General features: G+C 68.9%; 12 protein-coding genes. All 12 read right to left on the bottom strand.

Going from position 1 to position 12,475, the window contains the following annotated elements:
- Positions 1–1,047 (bottom strand): bifunctional transcriptional activator/DNA repair enzyme AdaA (locus NH287_RS13685; RefSeq protein WP_253036062.1); only part of this gene is annotated, 1,047 nt, incomplete at its 3' end.
- Between the two features lie 68 nt (positions 1,048–1,115).
- Positions 1,116–2,795, bottom strand: a complete 1,680-nt coding sequence (locus NH287_RS13680; RefSeq protein ID WP_253036061.1) for an ABC transporter substrate-binding protein — start codon at positions 2,793–2,795, stop codon at positions 1,116–1,118.
- A gap of 7 nt (positions 2,796–2,802) precedes the next feature.
- On the bottom strand, positions 2,803–3,027 hold the full coding sequence (locus NH287_RS13675) for a hypothetical protein (protein WP_064001283.1): 225 nt from the start codon (positions 3,025–3,027) through the stop codon (positions 2,803–2,805).
- A gap of 108 nt (positions 3,028–3,135) precedes the next feature.
- On the bottom strand, positions 3,136–3,426 hold the full coding sequence (locus tag NH287_RS13670; protein ID WP_231370862.1) for a WXG100 family type VII secretion target: 291 nt from the start codon (positions 3,424–3,426) through the stop codon (positions 3,136–3,138).
- A gap of 150 nt (positions 3,427–3,576) precedes the next feature.
- Positions 3,577–4,137, bottom strand: coding sequence for a GAD-like domain-containing protein (locus NH287_RS13665; RefSeq protein WP_253036060.1), 561 nt, complete (start codon positions 4,135–4,137; stop codon positions 3,577–3,579).
- Positions 4,138–4,221: 84 nt separating this feature from the next.
- The gene (locus NH287_RS13660; RefSeq protein WP_253036059.1) at positions 4,222–4,782 is read right to left on the bottom strand and encodes a GAD-like domain-containing protein; all 561 of its coding nucleotides are present in this window, start codon (positions 4,780–4,782) and stop codon (positions 4,222–4,224) included.
- 36 nt (positions 4,783–4,818) lie between these two features.
- A complete protein-coding gene (locus tag NH287_RS13655) occupies positions 4,819–5,379 on the bottom strand; it encodes a GAD-like domain-containing protein (RefSeq protein WP_253036058.1) in 561 nt (186 codons plus the stop codon).
- Between the two features lie 36 nt (positions 5,380–5,415).
- Positions 5,416–5,976, bottom strand: coding sequence for a GAD-like domain-containing protein (locus NH287_RS13650; RefSeq protein ID WP_253036057.1), 561 nt, complete (start codon positions 5,974–5,976; stop codon positions 5,416–5,418).
- A gap of 9 nt (positions 5,977–5,985) precedes the next feature.
- Positions 5,986–6,582: a polymorphic toxin type 15 domain-containing protein gene (locus NH287_RS13645; protein WP_253036056.1), complete on the bottom strand. Its 597-nt coding sequence runs from the start codon at positions 6,580–6,582 to the stop codon at positions 5,986–5,988.
- A 36-nt stretch (positions 6,583–6,618) separates the two neighbouring features.
- On the bottom strand, positions 6,619–7,317 hold the full coding sequence (locus NH287_RS13640; RefSeq protein WP_253036055.1) for a WXG100 family type VII secretion target: 699 nt from the start codon (positions 7,315–7,317) through the stop codon (positions 6,619–6,621).
- An 83-nt stretch (positions 7,318–7,400) separates the two neighbouring features.
- On the bottom strand, positions 7,401–11,999 hold the full coding sequence (locus NH287_RS13635; RefSeq protein WP_253036054.1) for an FtsK/SpoIIIE domain-containing protein: 4,599 nt from the start codon (positions 11,997–11,999) through the stop codon (positions 7,401–7,403).
- A gap of 55 nt (positions 12,000–12,054) precedes the next feature.
- Positions 12,055–12,475: FHA domain-containing protein (locus NH287_RS13630; RefSeq protein WP_253036053.1), on the bottom strand; the 421-nt coding region annotated here is incomplete at its 5' end.

The following is a 12,475-nucleotide window of genomic DNA, read 5'->3' as shown; positions in this document are numbered from 1 at the left end:
GGGCTCGCCGAGGGCGGCGGCGAGGCGGCCCATCACCGTCAGCGCCGACGCGACGCTGATCTGCTGGCCGATCATCGCGCGGATGAGCATCTCGTCCGCGTCGATCGCTGCGGGCAGACGCACGCCGGGCACCCGCGCGACGAGGGGCCGCAGCTCGGGGTGCGCGGCGAGCGCCGCGTCGACGGCGGCGGGGTCGGCGTCGAGGTCGAACAGGCGACGGACGCGGGACAGGAGCGGGGCGAGGTCGCGCAACGAGGCGAGGTCGGCGCGCAGCCGCATTCGTCCCGCGGCATCCTGCCGCACCTCGAACCACGCCGGCCCGCCGTCCAGCCGGAGCGTGCGCGCGAACGAGGCCGTCTCACCCACCTCGACACCCGGGATCGCATGGGCGCGCATCCACCCGAACAGGCCGACGGAGTCGAAGGGCTCGCGGACAGGCAGGACGAGGTCGATGCGGCCGGCGGTCGTGGTCCCGCCCCGCCGCCTCGCGCGCAGCTCGGTCGGCGACAGCGCGAAGACCTCGGTCATCGTGTCGTTGAACTGACGGATGCTGCCGAAGCCCGCCGCGAACGCGACGTCGGCCATCGGCAGCTCGGTGTCGACGAGCAGGGTCCGGGCCGTGTGCGCCCGGTGGGCCCGCGCGAGGGCGAGCGGGCCCGCCCCGAGCTCGGCGGCGAGCAGACGCGTGAGGTGGCGTTCCGAGTAGCCGAGACGCCGTGCGAGCCCCGACACCCCTTCCCGGTCGATGACGCCGTCGGCGATCAGGCGCATCGCGCGACCGGCGACGTCGCCGCGGAGGTTCCACTGCGGCGAGCCCGGGGTCGCCTCGGGGAGGCAGCGTTTGCACGCGCGGAAACCGGCCTCGTGCGCGGCGGCGCTCGTCGGGTAGAAGGTGACGTTCGCGGCCTTCGGCGTGCGGGCCGGGCAGCTCGGTCGGCAGTAGATGCCGGTCGAGTGGACGGCGGTGACGAACTGTCCGTCGAACCGCGCGTCCCGTGCGTCGATCGCGCGGTACCGCTCGTCGAAGGTCATCGGCGCGATCGTCATGGCTCCAGCCTGACACGCGCCACCGACGCCGACTCGCGGAAATCGGACACGACAGCGGATGCCGCGGTTCAGCCGGCGGGCGTCCACCCTGCGACGTCGGAGAGCAGCGGAGCGTCGTCACCGTCGCGCACCGTGACCCCGGTGACGTCAGGGGCGACGATCGTCACGCGCGGGACGGCGGCGAGCGGCCGTGCGACGGCGGCCTGCACGATCGTCGACTCGATCCGGGCGAGGAGATCCCGCGCGGCGTAGACGTCGACGGTCTGCTGGAGCGTCGAGATCAGCTCGTCGCGTGCGGGGTCGGCCTGGCCGACGAGGCTCGACGATCCGTCGGTGCCCCACTGCTGGGCGATGGCCCGAGGAGTCTGCGGCACGCGGACGCGCCGGATGACGGCATCCCACCCGGGCGCCTTCACGGCGGCGTCGAGGTCGTCCGTGGCGCAGTCGACGACGTCCCATCCCGCCTCGGCGGCCGCCGTCTTCAGAGCGCCGAACGCCCCCTTGGCGAAGCCGTTGCGGGAGTCGTAGAGGACGCACACGCGCGCGTCGTCGCGGACACCCGCCGCCGTCCGGTCCAGGGCGGCGTCGTCGGCCGGCGTGCCGAGCGCCTCGGCGAATCCGGAATCCTCCGTGACGACGTCGAAGGCGCGGGACCCCGGCGCCGTGACCATCGACGTGGTCTTCGGGTACACCTGCGCCCACTCGCCCGCACCGGCGGCGACCATCTCGTCGGCGGGGACGACACGCAGGAAGGCCGCGCGCGCGGCGCGCTCCGTGAAGATCCCGTCGGGGCTGAGGAGCAGCGTCCAGATGGTGCCGTCGTGCGTCGTCTGCACGACGAAGTCCCGTCGCTCGCGTTGACGGACGGCTTCCCGGTCGTCGGGGGTCGGGCTCAGGGAGACGATGTCGAGCGACTCCCCCACCGCCGCGACGGGATCGTCGCCGCGCGGGACGAGCTCGATGTCGGCGAACTTGGGCGCGGCCGCACCGGTGTAGGCCGGGTTGGGCGCCAGCGTGACGCTCGCACCCTCGTCCTCGATGTCGGCGACGACGTAGGGGCCGCTCGAGAGCGCGAGATCGGCGTCGACGGTGTCGCCCGAGACGGTGAAGTCGGTGTTCCAGACCTCCGCGATCGCGGCGAGGGCACCGGCATCCCGCTCGAGGACGGCCCGGATGACCGCCTGCTTCGCCTCCATGGGGTCGTCGAGGTCGAAGGCACGCATGCCGACGGTGTGCGCCGGGGCGTCCGCCGACACCGCGGTCTGCCACGCGATGGTCGGGGCTGCGAACGTGACGTCGATCGACCGCGCGAACTCGTCGATCCTCGGACGGGGCGCCGCCAGCGCGGCATCCGACGGGCCGTCCTCGGACAGCAGACCCACGGATGCCGCCCATCCGAGGACGAGGTCGGCGGCGTCGAGCGGGATGCCGTCCGACCACGACGGCTCCGCCAGGTCGTAACGGACGGTGAACGGGTCTTCGTGAAGGATGCGGACCGTGCCGAACGACTCGTCCGGGACGACCTCACCGTCCACGACGCGACCGAAGGACGATCGGGTCACCGCCGCGATGTCGTGGTTACCCGGCGTCGGATCGACCCGGGCGTTCAGGGATGTCACCGGACCGGCCCAGCCGACGGTGACCGTGCTGTCGGGGACGACGGACGGCGGGAGCGCCGGCGCGCACGCGCTCAACGCCAGGACGGCGACCGCGACAGCAACGACCGCGGTGCGGCGGGAAGCTCGCATCCGCTGATCAGATGCGGTCGGTGTCGTCGCCGAGCTCCTCGGCCATCTGCCGGTACGGCTCGCTCTCTTCGCTTTCGAGCCAGCTCTTCGCGTACTCGAGCAGCACGGCGGGCGAGTCCTCCGCCTCGGCTGCGCTGGCGAACGGGCCCAGGCAGTCCTCCGACGGGCGCTCGTCGTCGCGCACCACGGACTGGGTGGAGAGGTTGTACCAGTAGGTCTGCGAGGTGGTCATCGTCGCGACACTCCGTTCGTCATCCTGATCCTAATCATCGTGAACACAGGCGACGGGCCGCGATGCGGATCATGAGATCGCATCGCGGCCCGTGAGCGTCTGGAGGGATCAACCGCCGGCGAGCTCGGCGTCCGTGTCGCGGATGCGGTCCGCCATGCGGTCGAGCGCCTGCGCCATGTCGTTGACGGCCTCGGCGGCGTCGTCGAGCGACGTCGTGAGCTCCGAGTACGCGGTCGAGTATGCCTCGGACGCGTTCTCGGTCTTGAAGCCGTCCTGCACCAGGTCGTCGATGATGCCCTGGAGCTCCTTCAGCGTGTCGGTGACGGTCTGACGACCATCGCGCAGGCGCTGCGCTGCGCTCTCCATCTCGCTGTATGTTGCACCAAAATCGTGAGCCATGAACCCGCCTCCCAGCGTGTCGTCGTGGTGCGGGGACCTTGTCCATCCCCCCGCGTCACCGATGCTAGCGAAGGACATCCGAGCCACATATGGGGAGAACTACCCACCTTCCAGGGCCTATATTTCGCCCAGCACGAACGGCCGCGTGGATCAGTGTCCGATCGGGCCCTGCAGGTCGACCATCACCTGGATCGCCGAGAGCGTCTGACGCTTCTGGAGGGTATCGGCCGTGCCCGGCCCACCCAACGACGGGAGGGGAACGAAGATGAACGACTCATCGAAGTCGGGTGCGCCCTGCGCTGCAACCGCTTCGGGGAAGACGCCGCAGTTGAACTCCGAGGCCAAATGGTCCACGCCCAACGCCTCGGTGAGAAGAAGGAATGAATCGACATCCCCCAGGCCGACGCCTCTGTTCTCGCGGAAGATGAGACCCACAAGTCCACCCAGACTGGGCTCCCAGGTGATGAGATCTCCCAGCCCGGTGACCATGACGGGGATCGCCACACCGTCACCCTGGGTCTTGCCGATTCGGTCGTCGAGTTCAGCCTCATAGACCGCGGGATTGATGACGCGGATGAAACCTTGCCCGAACGTGCCGTAGCCGTACTGCTCCCAGACCTCGACCAGCTCCGCGGGAACCCGATCGCGATAGGCAGCCACGACCTCGGGTTCGACAGGTGCATGCTCGACGAAGTCAGCGAACTCGATCATGACCACAACCTATCGACGATGACGATGGTGGTTTCGTCTCCGACTCGAGCCAGCGGACAGTCTTGACCCCAGGCGCGGCCGACTTCAGTGACCGACGGGACCCTGCAGATCGACCATTACTTGAATGGCCGAGATGGTGGGGCGCTTCTGCAGGGTGTCGACCGTGCCAGGTCCGCCCAACGACGGCAGCGGGACGAAGATGAACGACTCGTCGAACGTCAAGGCCCCTTGACGGGCAACTGCCTCCGGGTAGGGGTCCCACGCGAATTCTTCTTCCAGGTGCTCCGCCCCGTCGAGGCGAGTCAGGCCGAGGAAGGTCTTGGGCGAACCCAGACCCACCGTCTCGAACTTCCGGAAGATGATCGCAACGAGTGAATCGACGCTCGGCTCCCAGGTGATGAGATCGCCCAGGGCGGTCACCATGACGGGGATCGCGATACCGTCGCCCTGGGTTTTCCCGATCCGATCGCCGAGCTCAGCCTCGAACACTGAAGGGTTGATCACGCGGATGAACCCCTCACCGAACGTGCCGTAGCCGTATTGCTCCCAGATCTCGACGATCTCCGCGGGAACCCGGTCACGGTACGCAGCGACCACCTCCGGCTCCACCGGAGCATGCGGGACGAAATCTGCGATCTGAACCATGGTCTCCAACCTAGGGACAAACCCAGGTGCGGCCGGTCAGTGACCGATGGGCCCCTGCAGGTCGACCATGACCTGGATAGCCGACAGCGTCTGACGCTTCTGCAAAGTGTCGACCGTGCCCGACCCACCCAAGGAAGGAAGGGGAACAAAGATGAACGACTCGTCGAATGCGGGCGCCCCCTGCTGCTGGACCGCCTCAGGGAAGACATCCCACCCGACCTTCTCCGACAAGTAATCCGAGCCGTCCAGCTTCAACAGACCGAGGAAAGTAGCGGCTTTGCCCATCCCCGTCCCGCGGTTGCTCCTGAACATGAGTACGACGAGCCCGTTGAGACTCGGCTCCCACGTGATGAGATCTCCCAGCCCGGTCACCATGACGGGGATCGCTATCCCGTCACCCTGTGTCTTACCGATGCGGTCGCCGAGCTCCGCCTCGTACACGCCGGGGTTGATGACGCGGATGAAGCCTTCCCCGAACGTGCCGTAACCGTACTGCTCCCAGATCTCGACGATCTCTGCGGGAACCCGGTCACGGTACGCAGCGATCACTTCCGGCTCCACCGGAGCATGCGGGACGAAATCTGCGATCTCTACCACGGTTTCCAACCTAGGGAAGAACCCAGGTGTGGTCGATCAGTGACCGATGGGCCCTTGGAGATCGACCATGACCTGGATGGCGGAGATCGTCGGCCGCTTCTGCAAAGTGTCGACTGTGCCCGGACCACCCATGGAAGGCAGCGGAACGAAGATGAACGATTCGTCGAAGTCCGGCGCGCCCTGGGCCGCGACCGCTTGTGGGAATACACCCCAGTCCAGAACACGCGCAAGGTGACGTGCGCCGCCTGCACGCGTCAAGGTCAGGAAGCTGGACACCTTGCCCAAACCCGCGCCTCGATTGCTACGGAACATCAGCGCGATCAGGCCGCCCATACTGGGTTCCCAGGTGATCACATCGCCAAGACCGGTGACCATGACGGGGATCGCGATACCGTCGCCCTGGGTCTTGCCGAGCCGGTCCCCCAGCTCCGCCTCGTAGACGGCGGGATTGATGACGCGGATGAAACCCTCACCGAACGTGCCGTATCCGTACTGTTCCCAGATCTCGACCAGTTCCGGGGGTACCCGATCGCGATACGCGGCGATGACGTCGGGGGCGACAGGCGCGTGCTCGACGAAGTCAGCAATCTCGATCATTCCCACAACCTATCGAATGACGACGTTCATATAGACCCTGGTGATGTCGACACCCGGGTTCGCCTCCAGATACCGAACGACAGCTTGGTCGATGTCACCCACACGCGTGCGCCATTGCGATCCGAGTGACGAGTTGACCCGTGAGTCACCCACACCGGAGATGTCCGTGACGTCCCCACCGGCGATTCCATCCAGGCGGTGCGTCGCCGCTTGGGTACGCATCCAGTCGGTAGCGGAGGCATACGCATCGTCGTAGTCCTGGCCGGCTTCCACGAGCTCGGTCACCTTCTCTTCGAACGACAGCTCCCGCGCATACTCCTGCGCCCGGAGCGAGTCGGGTGTCCGGCCGTTCTGCACGTACTCCGTACGGTTGCGGAGCCAGTCGGACAGCGGCATCTGCTGCAGGGCATCCATCTGCTCGTTGTACTGACGGTCGTACTCGACCGGGTCGTGCTTCTTGTTCCGCTTGAACGGACGCAAGGTGACATCGAACGTGTCGATGTCTTCGACACCGTCGCGGTTGCGTCGCTGCTTGCCGCGCAAGCCTCGCACCATCTCGCCGAGCTGCCGACCGTGGACCGGGATGTCGTCCAGCGCCCGCAGCATCGGCTTGATGAGTTCGTCTCCGACTCGAGCCATGTGTCAGTCCCCCGTGATGTTCAGTCCGGCGAGGTCGGCCATGAGCCGGTCCATCAACGATTCGATGTCGGCCGCGCGCAGATCGAGCTCCTCCTCGGAGTGCTCGAGCGCCTGCAGGTCGGCGTAGAACTCATCAGGGTTGCCGGCCACGGCCTCGACGACGGGAGCGTTCAGCGCGGCCATGACGACGGCGGGCAATTCATCGGCGAGCGGCTCGATGACCGTCGGCAGGATCTGGTTCAGCGCCTGCTCGATCGCGACATCGACCGCGGCGTTCAGAAGCTTCTTCTTGATGATGAGCATCGGGCCGGCACCAGCCGCCGTGATCGGGTTGGTGAGCATGCCCACCAACGCGATCATCGTCGTCGTGACGTCGGCGATGACCTTGACCTTGAGCCCCAGCACGACGCCCGCTGCGATGTCCATTCCCGGCGGAACGGGCCCCAGCAGGTCGACGAGTTTCTGCAGGTTCTGCGAACGGTTGGTGTTCCACGCAGACACGAAGGCCGGCCCTGCCTGGCCCCGCATCGCCGCGGCCAGGTCGCCGTTCACCTTCCGGTCGATCGCCTGCAGGGAGTCCTCGAGGTCATCCCGGAAGTGCGAAATGATCTGCGCACCGCGCCGGAGCTCGTCCTCGTCGACGTCGGGCCATTCGAATCCGAGCTTCTCCATCACCCAGATCAGTTCGTTCGGCAGCATCATGCCCACGGCGCATCACCTCCCCAGCGAGAGTAGGCAAGATCGGCCGTGAGGTACATGGGGAGAAGTCCCCGGCTCATCGGGGGTCAGGCACCGAGCGTCGTACCCGCGGCATCCGCCGTCACCGCTTCGCGGGCGGCCGCCCGTGTCGTCGGGGGCGCGACGGTCGGCTGCGGCGGGGGTGCCACATCGGCGACGAGCGGCATCTGCACGGTGACCGAGCGACCCGCCTGCACGAAGATGCCTCGACCGACGGGGAAGTCCGACCGCTTGACCCGGCCGAACGGCGTCTTGAAGATCGCCTCGCCGTCGTACGTGTCGGGCTTGAGGACGATGCCCTGACGGCCCGCCTTCCACTCCCCCAGCACACCGATGCTGCCGCTCGCCCGCGAGATCTCGGCGTCGCCGATCAGCATGTGCTCACTGTCGTTCATCGCCTGCAGCAGGGTGCGCATCGGGCGGTCGGCGGGGCCGTCCGACAGGTGCGGCATGTCCTCGATCACGATGAGGATGCGGCCGTCCGATACATCCCGCGTGATGAGCTCGGCCAGCTCGGTGGCCAACTCCTTCTCGTCGTCGGGACGGGTGGCGCTCTTCACCCACGGACGGAAGTCCTTGAGCTCGGCGCGCCGGCTGCCGAAGTGGTAGAGCTGGACGCCCGGGTCGAAGCGTTCCATCGCGATGATGAGCGACTTGAGAGCGTTGGTGCGACCGGATGCCGGCGGCCCCGAGATCACGAACGAACCGATCGGCTCGAAACCGTGCGCCGAGAGGGTGTCGTCGGCGACGCCGAACACCGGCATCCCGTCGACCCGGGCCGGCATGTCCGTGGCCGGCACCGCCGTCGGCAGGGCACCGATCTCGGGGAGATCGCGCACGCCCTCCGCGCGGAGCTTGTCGCCGAGGACCCCGAGCGCCTTCGTCTGCTCGACGGCGTTGGAGGTCCCGCCGAGGACGGCGATCTGCGCCTCGTGACCGTCGATGACGGCGCGGCCGGGGACGGACTGCTCGTCGAGCACGTCGCGCGGAGTGCCGAGCAGCATGTACTGCGACGGGTCGCCCATCCGCAGGACGACCTTGCGCGAGATGTTCGAGGCGACGGCGCTCGGGACCGCGTTGCCGCGGTCGGCCGTGAGGACCGTGTGCACCCCGAGCGTGCGACCCTCGCCGAGGATACGCATGAAGGTGCGGTAGAACGGGCCGCGACCGGGCGCCACCTCCCAGTCCTTCTTGAACTCGGGGAAGTTGTCGATCAGCAGGATGATGCGCGGGAGGTTCGGGTCCGCGATCTCGCGATACTCCTGCAGCGTCGCGGCGCTGGCCGCCGAGAACGCCGACGCACGGCGGTCCATCTCGCCGTCGAGGGTGCGCAGCAGACGCTGGATTCGCTCGACGTCCGAGCCGTCGACGACCGACCCGACGTGCGGGAGGGCCGACAGCGCGCCGAGCGCGCCGGTCGCGAAGTCCAGGCAGTAGACGTTGACCCGGCCGCGGTCCGGTCGCATGCCCGCCGCCGTACCGATCGTCTTGAGGACGGTCGACTTGCCCGACCCGGACGTGCCGTACACGACGAGCGATCCGTCGCGGTCGGGGACGAAGAACGCCGGCTCCTGCTGCTGCTTCTCGGGCACGTCCATGAGGGCGATGGGGATGCGGGTGTCGCCCTCGTTCGCGAGGTTCGCGAGGTCGACCAGCGCCGACAGGTCGTCGAGCCAGGGACGACGGGGGCGTGGCAGACCCGCGACCTCGCACGCGGTCACGAGGTTCGACACGATGCGCCTCTGGTCGTTCGGTCCGAGGTCCTCCTCGTGCGAGTCCGACTCGGCGGGGCGGTCGGGCTCCCACTCGGCGGCCGCACCGAAACGCAGCTCGGCGACGCGCACCTCGGCGACCGCGGTGTCCTCCAGACTCGTCCAGCCGCCGGTGTAGGCGGACTGGAACGGCACGAGGCGGCCGGGGCCGGTCTTGGCGATCGCGCGCCCCGGGACCGACGCGGGGAAGCTCGCCGCGACATCGTCGTCCACCACGTCGCGCGAGTCCGCCTCATCCGCCATGCGGAGGGCGATGCGCAGGTTCGTGTTCGCGCGGAGGTTGTCCTTGATGACGCCGGCGGGGCGCTGGGTCGCCATGATGAGGTGGATGCCGAGGGAGCGGCCGCGCTGGGCGATGTCGACGACGCCGTCCACGAACTCGGGCATCTCCGAGGCCAGGGCGGCGAACTCGTCGATGACGAGCACGAGCGACGGCGGGCACTCCGGGTCCTGGCGCTTCTCGAGTTCGAGGAGGTCCTTGGCCTTCTTGCGGTTCAGCAGGTGCTCGCGGTGCTGCAGCTCCGCGCGCAGGCTCGTCAGCGCCCGGCGGACGAGGTGCGGATTGAGGTCGGTGACGAGACCGACGCAGTGCGGCAGGTCGACGCAGTCGGCGAAGGCCGAGCCGCCCTTGTAGTCGACGAAGAGGAAGGTCACGCGATCGGGGCTGTGCGCGGCGGCCATGCCGAGCACCCACGCCTGCAGGAACTCGGACTTGCCCGAACCGGTCGTGCCACCCACGAGCGCGTGCGGTCCCTGCGTCCGCAGGTCCAGCGCCATCGCGTCGCTCGGCCCCTGCCCGATGATCGCGCGGAGCGTTCCGGCCTTCTTCAGACGGGGCCGCGGCGTCGGCGTGCGGTCGACGATCGTGTTGTTCTGCTGCCAGCGCTCGATCGCCGCGTGCGGGTTCTCGGCGATCGCGGGGTCGATGAGCTGCAGGAAGTTGACCGAGTTGGGGATGTCGGACGCGTCGTGCACGACCGTGCTGGCATCCACCACCGGCGACAGGCGTCGCGCGAACATCTCCATGTAGGCGTTCGAGACCCCCTCGACGGCGACGTGCTCGAAGGCCTCGCCGTTGCGGACGAGACCGACCCGCGCATCGGCGAGGTCGTTCCGCAGCTCGATGAAGCTGCGGCAGACAGCGGGCAGCGACTCGACCGTCGCGGAGATGAACACGGCGTGGACACCGTGGTCGGCGCCCCGCTCGAGGACGTCGGTGAGGCGCCCGCGGTCGACCGGCGCATCGCCGGTGACGAAGACGACCACCGAGATCGGGGGCGTGCGGACGCGGTCCTCGGCGGCACGAGCGACATCCGTCCCGTAGAGGAGGGGATTCCAGTCGTCCTTGAACGGGCCACGGGGCTCGCCCTCGCGGCCACCGCCCGAGGCACGACGGACGTACTCCTCGAGCGAGTTGAGCAGGCCCGCGGCACTCGGCGCGGAATCGGCCAGCGGCGCCGCGCGGAACGGGCTGCGCTCGGCGGTCGTGTGCGGAAGCCACTTGAGCCACTCGAGCTCGGGCGTCCAGGACGAGTCCGAGAAGGCGACGGTCACGACGTCGTTGGGCGCGTGCAGGCCGAACACCTGCACGGCCACGCCGCGCATCGCATCGGCCACGAGCGCGCGCGGACCGGCGATGCCGATCGAACCGGAGGTGGGGAACGTCTCGAAGACGGGGACGTCGTCGACCATCTCGTAGCGCAGCCGCAACCGATCGACGCGGTCGATGTATTCGGGCAGGCCGTCGGGCGTCTCGGCGTCGTCGATCCCGTTGCGCGCGGGGAGCGAACAGGTCCCGAGTCGCAGGGCGAGGAAGTTCCAGTGCTCGGGACGTCGGGTCCACAGCAATGGACCGAGCCGCATCGCCTCTTCGAAGACGTCGGCGACCGCCGGCGCCTCGGCGTTGCGAGCCGCCTCCTCCTCGGGCTTGCCGCGGAAGAAGTCCTCCTCCAGTTGCTCGAACTGCCGCTCGAAGAGCAGTCGCTCGTGGTCCTCGCTCTTGCGACTCTGGACCGACTGGTTGATGAGGTTTCCGAACGCCATGAGCGGCGTCATGACGATCAGCAGGAGCGAGCGGGGGTTGCCGTTGAGCGCGAACAGCGCGGCACCCATGAGGATCGGGGCGACCATGATCGGCCAGGGGAAGATCTTGCCGATCTTCTCGGTGGGCAGGCGCGGCGGCTTGAAGCGCGTGCCCGGATAGCGGACCTCGACGCGCGGACTGCGGTTGAACAGCAGCCCGCCGCCACGCTCGATGATCGGGTCGTCGGCGGCGGCACCGTCCCACGCGTTCGTGAGGTAGACGACGAGCGTCGTCGCGCCGATGACGAAGGGCCGACCGTCCTCGACGCGCACACGCTGCACTTCGACGCCGTCGACGAGGACGCCGTTGGCGGAGTTCAGGTCGACGACCTCGGCGTGCGCACCGACCTCGAGTCGCGCGTGGCGCTTCGAGACCATGGGGTCGGTGAGCACGACGTCGTTGCTCGGGTCGCGCCCGATGGTCACGTGACCTGCCGACAGGGCGAACTCCTGTCCGGCGAGCGGCCCGGCGGTGGCTCGCAGGATGCCCACGGTCTCGCCGCGTCCGGCGCGGATGTATCCGGCGCCGTAGTTGACGATGGATGCCGCGAACCCCGACCCGAGGGGCGCTTCGCCGATCGGCAGGTCGTGGGGCAGCTCGACGGCGCGGGACGCGGTCGGCGGCGCGACCGACAGGGTGAGGACGTCGTCCTCGGCGAAAGTGGTCGACCGGGCGGGATCGGATGCTGCGATGTACCGCGCGACGTCGCCGACGGTCGCCGTGGAGTCGGCGGTCACGACGATGTCGACGGGGTCGTTGTCGTGCCGGTGCAGGGTGAGCTTCAGCCGCATTGCTCTTCTCCGAGGGGGTGGGGACGCGTCGGGCGGACGGGTGCGGGCAGGACGGTCACAGTGCGACGACCTCGGCGAGGCGGTCTCCGAGGCGGACGGTGTCGCCGACGGCCGCGGCGACTGCCACCCCGACGACGGCCGCGGTCTCGACGCCCGCACGGACGACCGCGCTGCCGTTGGTGGACCCGCGATCGACGACCTCGAGCCCGTGGGTGGTGGGCGTCAGGAGTGCGTGGGTCTTCGAGAGGGAACGGCTCTCGTCGAGCAGGCGGTGCGGCTCGGCACCCGGTGCACTCGCCGGGTCGGGATCGCGACCGATCAGGAGCGGCCCGGTGACGGCGACCGTCTCCCCCGTGTCGAAGCGCAGGCCCCACCGGGGCGACGGCGCGGGCACGACCTGGGGCGCGAGCGCGAGCTCGGGTGCGGGCGCGGGCGCGGCTTCACGTGCCGGTGCGGGCACGAGCTCGGGTGCGGGC

Source organism: Microbacterium sp. CnD16-F (genome assembly GCF_024124465.1).
Lineage (GTDB): Bacteria > Actinomycetota > Actinomycetes > Actinomycetales > Microbacteriaceae > Microbacterium > Microbacterium gawkjiense.
This window is presented reverse-complemented; position numbering and strand designations above follow the sequence as displayed.